This is a genomic window from Rhizobium sp. AG207R (assembly GCF_027109195.1).
In the GTDB taxonomy this organism is placed as follows: domain Bacteria; phylum Pseudomonadota; class Alphaproteobacteria; order Rhizobiales; family Rhizobiaceae; genus Rhizobium; species Rhizobium dioscoreae.
Map to the genome: position 1 here is coordinate 20,205 of NZ_JAEPVT010000018.1, position 16,377 is coordinate 36,581.

A 16,377-nucleotide genomic window follows, 5' to 3' on the forward strand; every position below is an offset into this window, starting at 1 on the left:
GCATCCTCAGCCGGTGGATGGAGCCGTCACGCCTCGCGCGGCGGGATGCGGGTGATGCGGGCACCCAGGGCGTTCAGCCGCTCCTCGATGCGCTCATAACCGCGCTCGATCTGCTGGGCATTGTTGATGACGCTCGTGCCCTCGGCGCACATGGCCGCGATCAACATGGCCATGCCGGCACGAATGTCAGGGCTTTCGAGCTGAGCGGCGCGCAGCTTGGAGGGGCCGGCAACGATGGCGCGATGCGGATCACACAGCACGATGCGGGCGCCCATGGCGATCAGCTTGTCGACGAAGAACATGCGGCTTTCGAACATTTTCTCGAACATCAGCACGACGCCATCACATTGCGTGGCGGTGACGATGGCAATCGACATGGTATCGGCCGGAAAGGCGGGCCAGGGCTGGTCTTCTATCTTCGGAATATGACCGCCGAAATCCGGCTGGATCTTCATTTCCTGGCCGGAGCCGATGATGAGATCGTCACCGTCAATCTGGCAGCGGATGCCGAGGCGCTCGAAGGTCATCAGCGTGGAGCGCAGATGCTCGACGCCTGCACGGCGAATGGTGATTTCCGAACCGGTGACGGCGGCAAGGCCGATCAGCGAGCCAACCTCATTGTGATCGGGACCGATGCGATGCGATGCACCGTCCAGCCGCTGCCCGCCGTGAATGGTCATCATATTGGTGCCCACGCCTTCGATTCGGGCGCCCATGGCAATCAGGAAGCGGGCGAGATCCTGAACATGCGGCTCAGAGGCGCAATTGCGCAGGATCGTCGTCCCCTCGGCGAAAACGGCGGCGCAAAGAGCATTTTCCGTCGCCGTCACGGAGGGCTCGTCGAGAAAGACATCGGCGCCGCGCAATCCTTCCGTGCGGAAGCTATAGACGCTGTTGACCTCGATCTTCGCGCCGAGCTGTTCCAGCGCCAGGAAATGCGTATCGACACGCCGGCGACCAATGACATCGCCGCCAGGTGGCGGCAGGGTGATCTCGCCACAACGCGCCAACATCGGTCCGGCAAGCAGGATGGAGGCGCGGATGCGGGCGCAAAGATCGGGATCGAGATTGGCAGGACGAAGCTCCCGCGCTTCGATTTCGAGCTCGTTCTTACCCAGCCAACGCACTTTTGCACCGACCGATTGGATCAGCTCCACCAGCGCCTCGACATCGCGAATACGCGGCACATTGCTGAGCTCGACACGTTGATCGGTCAGAAGCGATGCGGCGATGATCGGCAACGCAGCATTCTTGTTGCCGCTGGGTTCGATCTCGCCCGAGAGCTTGAAGCCGCCCTCGACCACATATTGCACCCGCTCATGCGGCAGCGCCCGCGCCATGATTTCCGCCCTTCCTGATTTATGTTTGTGGTCACCTCTGGGCCGGCTTTGTGACATGCACATGACCGGCGAGAGGGAAGTGAGATCAAATTTGCAGCCGGGTATTCAGCCGCGTTTCGGCGGGCGAATCAGCATGCTTCAGTCACCGAAACGGCAGAACGCGATTGGGCGGGCGATGGCCGTCGATGAAGGTGCGGATGTTGATGATGACCTTGTCACCCATGTCGATTCGGCCCTCGAGTGTGGCCGAGCTCATATGCGGCAGGATCACCACCTTGCCTTCGTTGGCGAGCTTCACCAGCTTCGGATTGACGGCGGGTTCGTTCTCGAACACGTCAAGGCCGGCGCCGGCAATCTTGCCCTCGCGCAGGATCTTGATCAGCGCCGTCTCGTCGATGACGTCGCCGCGCGCCGTGTTGACGATATAGCTCGTCGGCTGCAGCAGCGCCAGGCGGCGGGCCGAGATCAGATGATAGGTCGCCGGTGTCGACGGGCAATTGACCGAGACGATATCGACGCGAGCGAGCATCTGGTCGAGGCTGTCCCAATAGGTCGCCTCCAGTTCGTCCTCCGTCGCCGGATTGACGCGCTTGCGATTGTGATAATGGATTGAAAGGCCAAAAGCCTTGGCGCGGCGGGCAACGGCCGTGCCGATCCGCCCCATGCCGACGATGCCGATGCGCTTACCGTGGATGCGGCGGCCGAGCATCCAGGTGGGCGACCATCCGGCCCATTCGCCGGGGCTGTCCGTCAGCACGCGCGCACCTTCCGCTAGCCGCCGAGGCACGGCGAGGATGAGCGCCATGGTCATGTCGGCGGTATCTTCGGTCAGCACATTGGGCGTATTGGTGACGGTGATGCCGCGGCGGGCGGCGGCTTCGACATCGATATGATCCGTGCCGTTGGAGAAGCTGGCGATCAGCTTCATCTGCGGGCCGGCTTCTTCGATGATCTCGGCATCGATGCGGTCGGTGACTGTCGGCACGAGCACGTCGACAGAGCGGACGGCCTCAATCAATTCGTCTTTCGTGCGCGGGCGATCATCGATGTTGAGTTCGGCATCGAAGAGCTCGCGCATGCGCGTCTCCACCGCGTCAGGCAATTTGCGCGTGACATAGACCTTCGGTTTTTTCTTCGTCGTCATGGCGAGCGGCGATGCCTTGTTCAGATGTTCTTAACCAAGAAGCAGGATAATTTTCCCGTTCCGGGCATTTCTACCAGACCCGCAGGCGAAGACAAACAAAACTCGCTGACGCGATCCGAGGATTTGCCGCTCACCGGAGCGAAAGGTCGCCGGAATGGCGCGCCTTTGTCATGACGAACGAACGGAAATCCCATGCGTGGCAACGTCTTGAAGTCCTGCGCCATTTTCGCAATCGGCCTGATGATGGCCGCTGTGTCGGCCGATCTTGCCGCCGCCCAGGCCGCCAAGGGGCCGAGCGGCCTACCGCTGCCGCGCTTCGTCACACTGAAATCGAAGCGGGTCAATCTGCGCATCGGCCCGAGCGCGGATTACGCCGTATCGTGGCTCTATCTCAAGCAGGGTCTGCCGGTCGAAATCATCCAGGAATATGATAACTGGCGGCGCGTGCGCGATGCCGACGGCACCGAAGGCTGGGTCAACCAATCTCTGCTGTCGGGCCAGCGCTCGGCCATTGCCGCTCCCTGGATGAAAGGCAAGGGCAAGGCCGTCTTCGTCAACATGCGCCGCGAATCCCAACCGTCCGCCGCCGTCATTGCCAAGCTTCAGCCCGGCGTGATGATGAGCGTCAAGGAATGCACGGGCGATTGGTGCCTCGTCACCGCCGACGGCACCGAGGGATGGGTGGCGCAATCCGAGATCTGGGGCGCTTACCCCGGCGAAGCCTTCAAGTAACGACCGCTCGCTTGGCGCCGAACGCAGCCACGCGACTTTCGCTACGCAATGCTGTATCCGGGATCGGATAGGGAGACCGGCGATCTTGGGTTACGTGCTAGGCGTTTTCGGCGTTGCCATCGTCATGTTCGCATCGACGAACATAGACGACATATTCGTCCTTCTCGGCTTTTTCGCCGATCGGAAATTCCGCCTGAGACAGATCGTCATTGGCCAATATCTCGGCATCGGCGCGCTCTATGGCTTCAGTGCCCTCGCCTCGTTTCTGGTTCTCGTCATTCCCGCTGCCTATATTGGCCTGCTCGGCCTTGCGCCGATCTATTTTGGCCTCAGGCGACTATGGGAGCTCTGGAACGGCATCGAGACCGGCGAAGATCCGGAAGATCATGCGAAAGCTTCGGCGGGACATGGAAACATTGTGGCGGTCGCGCTGGTGACGATCGCCAATGGCGGCGACAATATCAGCATCTATACGCCGATCTTCGCAACACGTTCCGCCTATGAGATCCTCGCCATCGGCTGCATGTTCGCGGTGCTGACGGCCATCTGGCTTGGTGCCGCGCACTCGCTCGTCAATCATCCGACCTTGGGTGCACCGATCCGTCGCCACGGCCACAGGATCGTGCCGTTCGTCCTGATCGCTCTCGGCATCCTCATCTTCTACGAGGGCGGGACCGCAACGCTCTTCTGGCACTAAAGCACGTCGCGATCTTCAGATTCGCTCCCTGTGCTTTAGGTCCTTGATTTTGCGCATGTCGTTCTCGCAAAACCGCTACACGCTTTTGCGCGACACTTTAGGCAGCCGTGTCAAACGTAAAAACCGCCCGGCGCTCTCGGCAGCGGGCGGCTGTTACGATCATGCGCGGACGGATTTCCGTCAGAGCAGGCCGAATTCCTTCGCGGCCTCCGAGAGTGACCGCATCGGCCGCGGGCCGATCTGTTCGATGACAATCGCTGCGGCGAGGTTGCCGAGCTTGGCGCAATCTTCCAGGCTGCGGCCCTGCGTATAGCCGAACAGGAAGCCGGCGGCGAAAAGATCGCCGGCGCCGGTCGTGTCGACACGTTCCTCGATCGGATGGGCGTCGACGACATAGCGTTCGCTGCCGCGCACGATGACGGCGCCGTCCTTGCCTGTCGTCACGGCGGCGATCTTGCAGTCGGCTGCAATGAGCTTCAGCGCCTTCTCGAAATCGTCGGTCTCGTAGAGCGAGAGGGCTTCGTCGCGATTGGCGAAGACGATATCGACGGTGCCGGAGCGCATGAGATCGAGAAATTCGTCGCGGTAGCGACCGACGCAGAAGCTGTCGGAGAGCGTCATCGACATTTCCCGGCCATTGGCATGGGCGATACGGGCGCATTCGAGGATAGCTTCCTTGGCGCGCGGCGGATCCCAGAGATAGCCTTCGAAATAGGTTACCTTGGCATCTGCGACGACCTGTTCCTCGACGTCTTCCGGACCGAGTTCGACGCAAGCGCCGAGATAGGTATTCATGGAGCGCTCCCCATCCTCGGTGACGAAGATCATCGAGCGGGCAGTCGGCGGGAACGTGCCCTTCGCCTTGGTCTCGTAATGCACGCCCTGGGCGCGGATATCATGGGCGAAAATCTCTCCGAGCTGATCCTCTGCGACCTTGCCGAAATAAGCTGCCCTGCCGCCGAAATTCGCAACACCCGCAGCCGTATTACCGGCGCTGCCGCCGGAGGCTTCGAGAGCCGGGCCCATACGCGAATAAAGGAGCTCGGCACGTTCGGCGTCGATGAGGTTCATCGCGGCTTTGGTGATCTTGTTGTCGATCAGGAACTGATCGTCGCAACGGGCGATAATGTCGACGATGGCATTGCCAACGGTCAGTACGTCGAAACGAGTCATCTATTGGAGGATCCCGGTATTGGTGATAGCCGGTATCCGGTAATATCGGTTTTTCCGAAGTTTGGAAGAAAAATCAGCGCCGAGGCTGCCAACTTAATTCCAATCAGTCATTTGCCTGTCACTTTCTATCTTTAAATGCTTATCAAGCGGCTGGGATGGGAAGCTCGAAAGACTTCCGAGCCAGTCTGGGAAGGAATGATGCCTTCCGCCTCACCGGTACGCGGGCCGACCACGGATGAACTGGCGGCATGTGCACCGGGGGGACTTTCCGGCGAGACCGGACACACAAGCGGGCAATGCCCGCTTTTTTGTTTTTGTGGGTTCTCACACGTCGGCGAACTGCTACAACTCCCGGATCATCCTCCAGAGTCACACTTTTTTCACGACCTCGCCCGGCATGTCCGAAATCCTCACCGATGTTCTTCCGGTCTTCCTGCTCATTCTTGTCGGCTGGATGATCGTTCGCACCGGCCTGTTGAAGGCCGAGGTCGGCGAGGCGATGAGCGAGTTCGTCTTCAAGATCGCCGTGCCGCTCCTGCTGTTCCAGACCATAGCGGAGGCGGATTTTCGCGGCGCATCGCCTTTTCGGCTCTGGATCGCCTATTTCTCCGGCGTCGCCATCACCTGGACCGCCGGCCATATTGTCGCGACCCGGTTCTTCGGGCGGGATGCTCGCATAGGCGTGCTTGCCGGCGTTTCCTCGGCCTTCGCCAACACGATCTTCATCGGCCTGCCGCTGGTCGGGCGCACCGTCGGGCCGGATGGCGTCATGGCGATGTCGATCCTGATCGCCGTGCACCTGCCGACCATGATGATCGCCGGCACGCTGCTGATGGAACAGGCCGAGCGCAAGGAAAATGCCGGCGCCGGCCGCAGCACCCCCGAGCTGCTGCGGCAGGTCGGCAGCAATCTCGTCCGCAATCCGCTCGTTATCGGCCTTTTCTGCGGCCTCGTCGTTCATCTGACCAGCCTTCCCATTCCCGCGACGCTCGGAACCGCTATCGACAGCATTGCCAATATCGCCGGCCCGGCGGCGTTGATCTCGCTCGGCATGGCGCTGCGTCAATACGGAATGTCAGGCAATCTCGGCATCACCAGTGTGATCGCCTCCTTCAAGCTATTCCTTCTGCCAGCCTGTGTGCTAGCAGCCGGCCACCTCCTTGGCCTTAGCGCGGAATGGCGCGCCGCGCTCGTGCTGACTGCCGCAGTTCCTACAGGTGTGAACGCCTGGCTGATTGCCAATCGCTTCGGGGTCGGCCACAGTCTCGCGGCCTCGACGATTACCTTGACGACAGCGCTCGGGGCGTTCTCAGTGTCGCTTTGGGCCTATCTGCTCGGATAGCCGAAGCTCGACCCCGCCGACAACAATGGCATCTCTCCGCTTACGGAGAGGCAGGCAGGAAAATGGTCATATATTTTGCGCATCCCGGCCTTCCCACCCGGAGCGCAGCAAAGGATGGCACATGAATATTGCAGCTCCAGTCACCAACCCCGCGTCAGCCTATTCGCAGAAGGTCTTTGTGCTTCAAGGCGGCGGCGCGCTCGGCTCCTATCAGGCGGGTGCCTTCCAGGCACTCAGAGAACAGAATATCGAACCGGATTGGATCGCCGGCATCTCGATCGGCGCGATCAATGCCTCTATCATGGCCGGCAACGTGCCCGGCGAACGGCTTGAGGCTCTGCGTTCCTTTTGGAACAAGGTGACCGTGCATCTTCCCGTCGATCTGCTGATGGAAGATCGGCGCGAGACCAATCCCTTCTATCGCTCGGTCAGCAGTTGGTGGGTTTCGACCTTCGGCGTGCCCGGCTTCTTTTCCCCTTGGCAGATTCCGGCCTGGTTTCAGACACGCGGCTCGGCGGGCGCGACCAGCATCTATGATACGGAGCAGCTGCGCCAGACGCTGATCGATCACGTGGATTTCGACCGAATCAACCATGGCCCGGTGCGCTTAAGCCTCGGCGCCGTCAATGTGCGCACCGGCAATTTTGCCTTCTTCGACAATAGGGACATCAAGATCGGGCCTGAGCACGTGATGGCGAGCGGCGCCTTGCCGCCCGGTTTTCCAGCGGTCAAGATTGGCAACGAGCATTACTGGGACGGTGGCCTCGTCTCAAACACGCCGCTCAGCTACGTGCTGCGCAATGGTGCCGATATCGATACGGTCGTCTTTCAGGTCGATCTCTTCAGCGCCGTCGGCCCGCTGCCGCAGGATCTCGAGGAAGTCGAGGAGCGGCGCAAGGACATTACCTATTCCAGCCGCACCCGGCTCAACACCGACCTCTTTCTCGAGCGTCATCGCCTGCGGCGGACCATCTCAGATCTTTATGCCCGCCTTCCCGAAGAGGCCAAGGCCGATCCGGAAATCAAGAAACTGGAGCAGCATTGCTCCGATTACGGCGTGACGATCATCCACCTGATCTATCGCAACAAGCAGTTCCGCTCGCATTCGAAGGACTACGAATTTTCTGCGTTGTCCATGCGCGAACATTGGGAGGCCGGCCTGCGCGATGCGCGAAAGGCGCTGATCGCCGAGGATTGGCGCATGCCGCCAAGCGCCGAGGATGGATTGAAGGTCTTCGACCTCGATCAGCGGACGCGCTCACGCCGGCTTTCAATCTGAACGATCAATACAAAAACGCGGCCTGGCGACCGCGTTTTTCAATTGGTCCGAGAATTTGCCTCAGTTCGTCGCGGCCGGTGCGTTCGGATCCGGCAGCGGCACCTGGGTGTCGGCGAGCGTGCGCAGATAGGCGATCACGTTGGCGCGATCCTCTTCCTTCGGCAGGCCGGCAAAGCCCATCGCCGTTCCGGCGACAAATTTCTTCGGAGCGGCCAGGAAGTGATAGAGGTGGTCATAGGTCCACTTTTCCGAACCGCCCTTGGAGAAGTCCTTCATGCCAGCCGAATAGGCAAAGCCCTCGTGCTCTGCGACCGGGCGGTCGACAATGCCCCAGAGATCAGGGCCAACCTTGTTTGGCCCTCCCTTCTCTCCGGAATGACAGGCCTGACACTTCTTGAAGATCGCTTCGCCGGCCTTGGCATCCGCCTTCTGCAGCAGCTGAGCGATCGGCGTTTCCGCCTTGGCAGCAGCCCCCTTGTCACCGCCAGCAGCCGGCTCCTCGGTCGCGACGATGGCAAAACCGGGCTTTTCCGGTGCCTCTGAATGGAAAATAAATCCTGACGCGAGCGACACGGACTTCAACACGAACAGCGTGGCCAGAAGTGCCCCGACTCCCATGTTCACGTAGGATGAATTCATCTGCTATGCTCCCCTCGCCGCCAGCATCCTCCGCTGGCCCATCTTGAATTCGCGCGAAACCTATGTCTTTTGGCTGTTTCTTGCAACTCTGTAAACGGTCTCCACCATGAGACGTTTTGACACTTTTCCCTCGGGAATAGAAGGCCCAACAATGAGTGATTCAAATTTAGACAAGACGCTGGTCCTCATTCCCGCCCGCATGGCCTCCACGCGCCTGCCAGGCAAGCCGCTCGCAGATATTTGCGGTCTGCCCATGATCGTACAGGTTGCCAAGCGTGCGCGCGAGGCGGCGATCGGTCGCATCGTCGTCGCCGTCGACCATGCGGATACCTATGCCGCCGTCGCCAATGCCGGCTTCGAGGTCGTCATGACGCGCACCGACCATCAATCCGGCTCGGACCGCATCTACGAAGCCCTGCAGGCCGTCGATCCCGAAGGTCGCGCGGAGATCATCGTCAATGTACAGGGCGACCTGCCGACCATCGATCCTGAGACGATCCGCGCCTCGCTGCGCCCGCTCGAAAATCCGGCCGTCGACATCGCAACGCTGACGGTCGAGATCAAGGACGAGGAAGAAAAGACCGCGCCGAGCGTCGTCAAGGTCGTCGGCTCACCGATCTCGGACAGCCGTCTGCACGCGCTCTATTTTACCCGCACGACCGCACCGTATGGCAAAGGGCCGCTCTATCACCATATCGGCCTCTATGCCTACCGCCGCGCCGCCCTCGCGAAATTCGTGAGCCTCGGCCCATCGACGTTGGAGCGGCGCGAATCACTGGAACAGCTGAGGGCGCTGGAGGCCGGCATGCGCATCGATGTCGAGATCGTTGACACGATACCGCTCGGTGTCGATACTCCCGCCGACCTCGAAAAGGCCAGACGCATCCTCTCCGCCGCCTCTCTCTGACGGCATTCCCCCAAGGGCATCCCATGATTACCAAGACCAATAAGATCTCCTTCCAGGGCGAGTACGGCGCCAATTCCGACATGGCCAGCCGTGACACGTTCCCGACCATGGAGCCTCTGCCCTGCCAGACCTTCGAGGATGCCCTCACCGCCATCGATAATGGTGATGCGGATCTCGGCATGATCCCGATCGAGAACACGATCGCCGGGCGAGTCGCCGATATCCATCATCTGCTGCCGGAATCGCGACTGCATATCGTCGGCGAATATTTCATGCCGATTCGTTTCCAGTTGATGGTTCTGCCAGGCGTGAAGAAGGAAGAGATCCGCACGGTGCACAGCCACATCCATGCGCTCGGCCAATGCCGCAACATCGTGCGTCAGAACGGCTGGAAGCCTGTCATTGCAGGCGATACGGCGGGTGCTGCCAAGCTGGTGAAGGAAACCGGCGATCGCAGCATGGCGGCACTGGCGCCCCGGCTTGCGGCCGATCTCTACGGGCTGGAAATCATCGCCGAGAATGTCGAAGATACCGAAAACAACATGACGCGCTTCGTCATCCTGTCGCGCGACGAGGACTGGGCCGAGCGCAGCGCGCCGGACGAAAAAATCGTCACGACCTTCGTCTTCAACGTCCGCAACATTCCGGCCGCGCTCTACAAGGCACTCGGCGGCTTCGCCACCAACGGCATCAACATGACGAAGCTCGAAAGCTATCAGCTCGGCGGCCGTTTTGTGGCGACGCAGTTCTATGCCGACATCGAAGGTCATCCTTCCGATCCACATGTGCGCCGGGCGCTGGAAGAACTGCGCTTCTTCTCCGAAAAGGTCCGCATCCTCGGCGTCTACAAGGGTCATCCGATGCGGGGCGATCTCTAGACCTAGTGGCGCCGGAGGCCGCCTCGTCCTTCGAGGCTTCGCTCATCGAGCTCCGCTCCTCAGGATGAGGCGGAGCGAAGGTCGCTATTGACGTAGAAGGTTAGCCGTCATGGTGAGGTGCGGAAGTCCATAGAGGGCTGAGGCCTCGAACCACGAGGGCGACCGAACCACCAGGACTTCTATCCGGCTGTTATCCTTCGACCTTGGTAACGACCTCGATTCGATGTCCGTCGGGATCGATGACGAAAGCTGCAAAGTAGCTCGGGCCATAATGAGGCCGAAAACCCGGCGGTCCATTGTCCCTTCCGCCGTGAGCGAGGGCGGCTTCGTGAAAAAGAGCGACGGCCTCGCGGCTTGCCGCGGCGAAGGCGAGGTGGAAGCCCGCGCCTGGCGCACGAGCCTCGCCAGCGCGCAATTTGATGGCGAACTTGTCGCCCCCACCCACGGGACCATATCCAATGGCTTGATCGGGATCGCCGGGGTCAAGTCTTCCCAAACCCTGACATAGCCGAGCGGCGCGAAAGCCGCGTCGTAGAAAGCAGCGGCTTTCTCGATATCGGATACACCGAATGAAATATGATGGAGCAATTGGCCCTCCGGTGGCTTTGGGTGCATTGATCAGTGTCTTTTGCAAATGTTGGAAGTCAACACCAACGAAGGGCGGGAGGCTCCGCAAGCCGCTATTATGAAATAGTCTTTGCCTATCATCTCAAGCCCCTCATCCGGTCTCCTGAGCTTGCCGAAGGCCGGTCCCCTTCTCCCCAAGGGGAGAAGGAGCTTATGGTGCTCATCCGCCTCCATATGCGATAGCCCTGCCGCGAGCGGAGAGAGCTAGGGTGAGGGGCAAGCAGGGCAGAGAGTCACTTATCCGGCTCACAAACGCGCAGCCGATGTCCGTCCGGATCGAGCACGACGAAGGTTGGGCCGAAATCCATCGTCGTCAACTCCTGCGCGATCGGCAGGCCGCGTGCCTTCCAATCCTTGTAGTGCTGCTCGACGGCGCCAGCGCCTTCGACCATGAAGCCCAGTTCGCCGCGATTGCCGATGGCGGAGGGCTGGGGTTCGACGCTGCTTCGGCGCCAGAGGCCGAGACTTAGGCCGTTGTCGAGCGCGAAAGCCACGAAGTTCGGCGACGCGAATGCCGGCTCACGGCCGAAGAGATCGCGGTAGAACGGCGTACTTTCGCTGGGGTCCTTGACATAGAAGATGATGAGGTTGGGGCTGGTCATCTGAATAGTCCTCTTGTTTTGATGGATTTAAGGGCATGCGGCTGTAGCCCGGCGGACGGAGCTCAGCCCGCCGAGGATGGCTTTGTCTGTCATGATGAGTGCGTGCGAAGCCACGTTTCCGAAGCCTGCTGCAGCCTTCGGATCAGTGCCTTGCGCTTGAATTTCCGATTTTACCGATATCGTTATCGCAAAGTCGCGGCGAACTTCGCGTGGGATGCTCCGGGGCGGTTCAGTCTCTCGCGGAATCTCCGAACCGCCCTACCTCTTTATTTCCCGCAATTCCTGACGGAAAACTGCCGCGCAGTTTTCCTGGAGCTGCTCTAATACATCCGCTCTTCCTCACGGTAAGGTGCGCGGCCATCGAGAAAACCGAGATCCCGCATCACGGAACTCGGCGCTTCCTCGATATCGAGACGATTCCAGCGGCGAGTGAAATAGCCAAGCGCGAGCTCAGAGAGACGGGCCGGCCATGACTGATGCTTGCCTTCAAGCGCCTCGACGCCGCCGCGATGCACATGTTGCGAAATGATGGAAACGTTGCCTGCCATGATCGGTCCTCCTTCCTGATTGGATGGACCCATCATAGCCGCATTTACTGACAGTTTCTGGCAGTAGCATCACACTGAAGCGGGTCGCGATCTTTCAGATTCGCCTCCTGTGCTTTGGGTCTTTGATTTTACGCATGTCGTTGTCGCAAAACGCTGCACACTTTTGCGCGGCATGCTTTGGCGGATCAATTGTGGACCATGCCCTCACGGGCATGCCATTCCCTGGCGAGCGCGACACGCCGGCGCGGGTAGCGCGCCTCCAGCACCGCAAAATCGACGATGCGGTCGGCGCGGAAATGGCGGAAGTCCTGACGCAGCTCGCACCAGGCCATGATGATGCGGGCATTGTCGAAATAGCCGAGCGCGAAGGGCCAGATACGCCGGGTGGAAATGGCGCCGTTCACATCGCCATAGGTCAGCTGCACCATGCGCTCCGTGCGGATCGCCTTGCGCATGAGGGAAAGATCGGCCTTGTCTTCGGTGACACGCCGCGTGGCAACGATCACTGCCGCCTGGTCGACCTCATCGCGAAGGTCGGCGGGCAGCACGGCGGCGATCTTGGCAAGCGCGTCGGCGCCGGCTGCCGCCAAGCGCGAATCGGTAGCGCGGGCTACCCATCGCGATCCCAGCACCAGCGCCTCGATCTCATCCTGCGAAAACATCATCGGCGGCAGCATGAAGCCGGGCTTCAGGACATAGCCGATCCCCGGTTCGCCCTCGATCATCGCACCCTGCGACTGCAGGCTGGCGATATCGCGATAGAGCGTGCGCAGGCTGACGCCGGTTTCCTCGGCCAGAACGGCACCGCTCACCGGACGACGATAGCGCCGCAGCGTCTGCAACAGCGTCAGCAAGCGTTCCGAGCGAGCCATGGCACAATAGTCCTAGCGCTTCCATTCCACCCAATCGCGCATCAGGCGATGGGCGATGGCGCCCTTGGGCGGAGATGTGTTGCCGGAGGCCGAGACGCGATCGAGCATGGCGAGCGTCTCTTCCGGAGTAAACCAGCGGCAATCCTCAAGCTCGGCCTCGTCCATATGAATGTCCGTCGACTTGGCCTCGGCATAGCAGCCGATCATAAGGGAATGCGGCATGGGCCAGGGCTGCGAGGCGTGATAGCGCACGCGGCCGATATGAATACCGGATTCTTCGAGTGTTTCGCGGCGCACTGCATTCTCGATGGTTTCGCCCGGCTCGACGAAGCCGGCGAGACAGGAATACATGCCTGGCGCGAAGTGATGGCTGCGGCCAAGCAGGCAGCGATTCCGTTCCTCGTCGATCGTGAGCATGATGACGACCGGATCGGTGCGCGGGAAGATCACATGTTCGCAGGCCGTGCAGACCCGCTTGTAGCCCCCGATGCGGCTTTCCATGACGGAACCGCACCTGCCGCAGAAACGGTTGTCACCATTCCAGCGAATGAGGCTCATGCCCTGCGCGGCTTCACCGAGGATTTCGCCTTCCAGCAGAAGATCGCGCCAGAGCGCGCGCATATCAGCCGGCTTGTACTGGCTGGCAAGCTCGTCTGGATTGACGCGCACAGGCACGGCAAGCCGCGGCTCGCCGGTCTTGCGGTAGCCGAGGAGAACGGCCTCGTCCCAATTCGGATCGAGATCCTTCAACTCGTAGCGGGCAAACAGTGGATCCAACACCTGCCCGTCATGCTTCAAGACAAGCCGGTCCTGGGCGAAAGCCAGGATATGCGTGCCTTCCTTGGCAAGCGCCTGCTTGATCGATTCCTCGTCGCGATGCTCGGCATCCCGGTTGAGCTGGTTTTCCGCAAAAGCGGTGAGACTGCTGGCTTCCGGATGCGGCGCATCCGAGGAAAAGATGGAATGGCTCATTGTGAAAGCGTTTCCCGCAACTTGGCTATGAGGCTGTTCATGTCTTCGTCCGAATAGGGTTCCGCCTTGCCGTAGCCCCAGACGGGGCCGGGCCAGTTGGCATCACCTTCGAACCGCGCGATGACATGAACATGCAGCTGACGGACGATATTTCCAAGTGCCCCGACATTGATTTTTGTTGCGCCCGTCACCGTCTTCAGAGCGCTTGCGACCTTATCCGTTTCGAAGGTCAGCAAGATCCGGTCGAGCGGAGTCAGCTCGAAGACCTCCGATTTGCCGGGCCGGCGCGGGATGAGCACGAGCCATGGCCAGCGGCGATCCTTCATCAGCCTGACGTCGCAAAGGCCGGTTATGGTGACGGAAACGCTGTCATTCGCAAGACGATCGTCGAGCGTAAACTCCTTCAAGGGGGCATCCTCCATTGTTTTATCAAATGTTTAGCAGTTTTTTTTGACCTTGGCTTGCTTTTGATGACGATATTGCCGATATGTGCATCCGGGAGGTTGGTGGTGGACGAGCCACTCGCCAACCGGGTCAGGTCCGGAAGGAAGCAGCCCTAACGAGCCCGGCACGGGTCATTCGTGCCAGCCTCCCACCACTCCGAAAGCAAGACCCGGCTTTCGCCGGGCGATGAGCTAGGCACCGGGCAATAAGCAGGGCGATGAGCGACACCGAGCGACAAGCAAAAGATGCCGCTTCGACCGGCACCGGCTACCGGGTGCTGGCCCGCAAATACAGACCCAAAGACTTCACGGATCTGATGGTCGGCCAGGAGCCGATGGTTCGCACGCTGACCAACGCGTTCGAGACCGGCCGCATCGCCCAGGCCTATATGCTGACCGGCGTGCGCGGCGTCGGCAAGACCACGACCGCCCGCATCCTTGCCCGCGCCCTCAACTACAAGACCGCTGACATCGATCGGCCCACCATCGACCTGCGCGAGCCGGGCGACCATTGCCAAGCGATCATGGAAGGCCGACACGTCGACGTCATCGAGATGGACGCCGCCTCGCACACCGGTATCGACGATATAAGAGAAATCATCGAGCAGGTGCGCTACCGCCCGGTCTCGGCGCGCTACAAGGTCTATATCATCGATGAAGTGCACATGCTGTCGACGGCCGCCTTCAACGGGCTGTTGAAGACGCTCGAAGAGCCGCCCGAGCATGTGAAGTTCATTTTCGCCACCACCGAAATCCGTAAAGTGCCGATCACGGTGCTGTCGCGCTGTCAGCGCTTCGACTTGCGCCGTATCAGCGCCTCCGATCTCGTCGGGCTCTTCACCACCATTGCCGGCAAGGAAGGCATCGAGGCCGAGCCGGAAGCGCTCGCCATGATCGCGCGTGCCGCCGAAGGTTCGGCGCGCGACGGTCTGTCGCTGCTCGATCAAGCGATCGCCCATGGCAGCGGCTTCGTTGCCGCCGATGCCGTGCGCGCCATGCTCGGGCTTGCCGACCGCGCCCGCATCGTCGATCTCTTCGGCCATGTCGTCAAAGGCGATGTCTCGGCCGCACTTGCCGAATTCAACAGCCAGTACGAGGCCGGCGCCAATCCCGTCGTCGTGCTGACCGACCTTGCCGATTTCACTCATCTCGTGACCCGCCTCAAATATGTGCCCGATGCCGCCGACGATCCGTCGCTCAGCGAAGTCGAGCGCACGAAAGCGGCGGAATTCGCGCAAGGCGTTGCGGTAACCGCACTTTCCCGTATCTGGCAGATGCTGCTCAAGGGCATTGCCGAGACGGAAAATGCCTCGCGCACGGCCGGCGCCGCCGAAATGGTGCTGATCCGGCTTGCGCACGCGGCCCATCTGCCGGCACCCGAAGATGCGGCACGCAGGCTTGCCGAATTTTCTGATGGTAATGGCGGCTCCCGTCCCTCTCCGTCTCCGTCTCCGAGCGGCAATAATGGCGGCGGAGCGGTGTCCTATCAGGGCAATGCCATGGCGCGTGCAGTGGAAACGCCGGCGCCAAGGCCTACGCCTTCCGCACCGGTCGCTATGCTGCGCTCCGTTCCGAATACACAGCCGGACGTGCAGCCTGTCGGCCGCATCGAGCAGAAACCGGTTGAAGCGCCGAAGCCGCTTGTGCCTGTTAATTCGATGGCCGATATCGCCGAACTTGCGAGCCAGAAGCGCGATCCGAAGATGAAGGCGCTGGTGCGTACCTTCGTGCGCCCCGTCAGGCTGGAGGCGGGAAGGCTCGATGTCAGCCTGGCACCGGGCGCTCCCGGCACGCTGCTGAATGAGCTTGCCGTCAAGCTGAAGGAATGGACCGGCATCCACTGGATCGTCAGCCTCAGCCGCGAGGAGGGCCAGCCGACGCTTGTCGAAGCAGAAGCGAACGCCCAGAAGCAGCGCGTCGCCGATGCACGGCAGGACCCCGATGTCGCGGCGATCCTGGCGCAATTTCCGGGCGCAAAGATCATCGACGTGCGGGTGCGGGCACCCGAGACGGACGAAGAGGACGAAGCGGCTGCTCCGCCGGCAATCGCCGAATCCGTCGATGGCGATATTCTACCCGGCGACGACATCGAATTCTAAGGCTAGGATGAATGCCGACGGAACCGCTTCGGCTTGAAGCGGTTGACGACCATGACGACATATCCTGCCGCTCAAACAGAGAC

The 16,377-nt window shown here is 60.9% G+C and carries 16 protein-coding genes, 1 other RNA gene and 1 pseudogene; 8 read left to right on the forward strand and 10 right to left on the reverse strand.

Annotated features, from left to right (window positions below; translation table 11 throughout):
• Positions 1-26: 26 nt before the first annotated feature.
• Both murA and JJQ51_RS30985 read right to left on the reverse strand, forming a co-directional pair.
• A complete protein-coding gene (gene murA, locus JJQ51_RS30980; protein ID WP_269245710.1) occupies positions 27-1,340 on the reverse strand; it encodes a UDP-N-acetylglucosamine 1-carboxyvinyltransferase in 1,314 nt (437 codons plus the stop codon).
• A gap of 142 nt (positions 1,341-1,482) precedes the next feature.
• Complete coding sequence (locus JJQ51_RS30985) at positions 1,483-2,484, reverse strand: 2-hydroxyacid dehydrogenase (RefSeq protein WP_095433520.1); 1,002 nt, start codon at positions 2,482-2,484, stop codon at positions 1,483-1,485.
• Between the two features lie 192 nt (positions 2,485-2,676).
• Between JJQ51_RS30985 and JJQ51_RS30990 the strand changes: the two genes are divergently transcribed.
• Positions 2,677-3,216, forward strand: a complete 540-nt coding sequence (locus tag JJQ51_RS30990) for an SH3 domain-containing protein (protein ID WP_113330920.1) — start codon at positions 2,677-2,679, stop codon at positions 3,214-3,216.
• A 94-nt stretch (positions 3,217-3,310) separates the two neighbouring features.
• Positions 3,311-3,913 carry a cadmium resistance transporter gene (locus JJQ51_RS30995; RefSeq protein ID WP_233788791.1) on the forward strand — a complete coding sequence of 201 codons (603 nt, stop codon included), beginning with the start codon at positions 3,311-3,313 and terminating at the stop codon, positions 3,911-3,913.
• Between the two features lie 180 nt (positions 3,914-4,093).
• Here JJQ51_RS30995 and JJQ51_RS31000 read toward each other — a convergent pair whose 3' ends face one another.
• Positions 4,094-5,086, reverse strand: coding sequence for an adenosine kinase (locus JJQ51_RS31000; RefSeq protein ID WP_145324186.1), 993 nt, complete (start codon positions 5,084-5,086; stop codon positions 4,094-4,096).
• Positions 5,087-5,483: 397 nt separating this feature from the next.
• Here JJQ51_RS31000 and JJQ51_RS31005 point away from each other — a divergent pair, with 397 nt between their 5' ends.
• Complete coding sequence (locus JJQ51_RS31005; RefSeq protein WP_113354125.1) at positions 5,484-6,428, forward strand: AEC family transporter; 945 nt, start codon at positions 5,484-5,486, stop codon at positions 6,426-6,428.
• A gap of 121 nt (positions 6,429-6,549) precedes the next feature.
• Positions 6,550-7,707 (forward strand): patatin-like phospholipase family protein, encoded by a 1,158-nt coding sequence (locus tag JJQ51_RS31010; protein WP_113396127.1) that lies wholly within the window; start codon positions 6,550-6,552, stop codon positions 7,705-7,707.
• Between the two features lie 60 nt (positions 7,708-7,767).
• Here the strand turns inward: JJQ51_RS31010 and JJQ51_RS31015 are convergent, their stop codons facing one another.
• Complete coding sequence (locus tag JJQ51_RS31015; protein WP_113354127.1) at positions 7,768-8,346, reverse strand: c-type cytochrome; 579 nt, start codon at positions 8,344-8,346, stop codon at positions 7,768-7,770.
• 151 nt (positions 8,347-8,497) lie between these two features.
• Here JJQ51_RS31015 and JJQ51_RS31020 point away from each other — a divergent pair, with 151 nt between their 5' ends.
• The gene (locus JJQ51_RS31020) at positions 8,498-9,253 is read left to right on the forward strand and encodes a 3-deoxy-manno-octulosonate cytidylyltransferase (protein ID WP_113354128.1); all 756 of its coding nucleotides are present in this window, start codon (positions 8,498-8,500) and stop codon (positions 9,251-9,253) included.
• Positions 9,254-9,276: 23 nt separating this feature from the next.
• Positions 9,277-10,131 carry a prephenate dehydratase gene (locus JJQ51_RS31025; RefSeq protein ID WP_269245711.1) on the forward strand — a complete coding sequence of 285 codons (855 nt, stop codon included), beginning with the start codon at positions 9,277-9,279 and terminating at the stop codon, positions 10,129-10,131.
• 190 nt (positions 10,132-10,321) lie between these two features.
• Here the strand turns inward: JJQ51_RS31025 and JJQ51_RS31030 are convergent.
• From JJQ51_RS31030 to JJQ51_RS31055, 6 genes and pseudogenes are all read right to left on the reverse strand, one after another.
• Positions 10,322-10,719, reverse strand: a pseudogene (locus JJQ51_RS31030) (VOC family protein).
• Between the two features lie 272 nt (positions 10,720-10,991).
• Positions 10,992-11,360, reverse strand: coding sequence for a VOC family protein (locus tag JJQ51_RS31035; RefSeq protein WP_113354130.1), 369 nt, complete (start codon positions 11,358-11,360; stop codon positions 10,992-10,994).
• Positions 11,361-11,680: 320 nt separating this feature from the next.
• Entirely contained in the window at positions 11,681-11,908 is a 228-nt protein-coding gene (locus tag JJQ51_RS31040) for a hypothetical protein (RefSeq protein ID WP_269245712.1), read from the reverse strand.
• 185 nt (positions 11,909-12,093) lie between these two features.
• Entirely contained in the window at positions 12,094-12,780 is a 687-nt protein-coding gene (locus tag JJQ51_RS31045; RefSeq protein ID WP_269245713.1) for a helix-turn-helix transcriptional regulator, read from the reverse strand.
• A 12-nt stretch (positions 12,781-12,792) separates the two neighbouring features.
• Positions 12,793-13,752, reverse strand: coding sequence for an NAD(+) diphosphatase (nudC, locus tag JJQ51_RS31050; RefSeq protein WP_113330927.1), 960 nt, complete (start codon positions 13,750-13,752; stop codon positions 12,793-12,795).
• Positions 13,749-14,159 carry an HIT family protein gene (locus JJQ51_RS31055; protein WP_083258209.1) on the reverse strand — a complete coding sequence of 137 codons (411 nt, stop codon included), beginning with the start codon at positions 14,157-14,159 and terminating at the stop codon, positions 13,749-13,751. Before JJQ51_RS31055 ends, nudC begins: the two co-directional genes overlap by 4 nt.
• A gap of 91 nt (positions 14,160-14,250) precedes the next feature.
• Here JJQ51_RS31055 and ffs point away from each other — a divergent pair.
• Positions 14,251-14,348: signal recognition particle sRNA small type (gene ffs / locus JJQ51_RS31060), an RNA gene on the forward strand.
• A gap of 65 nt (positions 14,349-14,413) precedes the next feature.
• Positions 14,414-16,294 carry a DNA polymerase III subunit gamma/tau gene (locus JJQ51_RS31065; protein ID WP_269245714.1) on the forward strand — a complete coding sequence of 627 codons (1,881 nt, stop codon included), beginning with the start codon at positions 14,414-14,416 and terminating at the stop codon, positions 16,292-16,294.
• Positions 16,295-16,377: the final 83 nt, after the last annotated feature.

Bases quoted from the DNA above. Each gene is read 5' to 3' on its own strand.
- JJQ51_RS31065 (WP_269245714.1), top strand. From the start codon at position 14,414: ATGAGCGACACCGAGCGACAAGCAAAAGATGCCGCTTCGACCGGCACC.
- JJQ51_RS31015 (WP_113354127.1), bottom strand. From the start codon at position 8,346: ATGAATTCATCCTACGTGAACATGGGAGTCGGGGCACTTCTGGCCACG.
- JJQ51_RS31035 (WP_113354130.1), bottom strand. From the start codon at position 11,360: ATGACCAGCCCCAACCTCATCATCTTCTATGTCAAGGACCCCAGCGAA.
- JJQ51_RS31020 (WP_113354128.1), top strand. From the start codon at position 8,498: ATGAGTGATTCAAATTTAGACAAGACGCTGGTCCTCATTCCCGCCCGC.
- JJQ51_RS31005 (WP_113354125.1), top strand. From the start codon at position 5,484: ATGTCCGAAATCCTCACCGATGTTCTTCCGGTCTTCCTGCTCATTCTT.
- JJQ51_RS31010 (WP_113396127.1), top strand. From the start codon at position 6,550: ATGAATATTGCAGCTCCAGTCACCAACCCCGCGTCAGCCTATTCGCAG.
- JJQ51_RS30990 (WP_113330920.1), top strand. From the start codon at position 2,677: ATGCGTGGCAACGTCTTGAAGTCCTGCGCCATTTTCGCAATCGGCCTG.
- murA (WP_269245710.1), bottom strand. From the start codon at position 1,340: ATGGCGCGGGCGCTGCCGCATGAGCGGGTGCAATATGTGGTCGAGGGC.
- nudC (WP_113330927.1), bottom strand. From the start codon at position 13,752: ATGAGCCATTCCATCTTTTCCTCGGATGCGCCGCATCCGGAAGCCAGC.
- JJQ51_RS31025 (WP_269245711.1), top strand. From the start codon at position 9,277: ATGATTACCAAGACCAATAAGATCTCCTTCCAGGGCGAGTACGGCGCC.
- JJQ51_RS31045 (WP_269245713.1), bottom strand. From the start codon at position 12,780: ATGGCTCGCTCGGAACGCTTGCTGACGCTGTTGCAGACGCTGCGGCGC.
- JJQ51_RS31000 (WP_145324186.1), bottom strand. From the start codon at position 5,086: ATGACTCGTTTCGACGTACTGACCGTTGGCAATGCCATCGTCGACATT.
- JJQ51_RS31040 (WP_269245712.1), bottom strand. From the start codon at position 11,908: ATGGCAGGCAACGTTTCCATCATTTCGCAACATGTGCATCGCGGCGGC.
- JJQ51_RS30985 (WP_095433520.1), bottom strand. From the start codon at position 2,484: ATGACGACGAAGAAAAAACCGAAGGTCTATGTCACGCGCAAATTGCCT.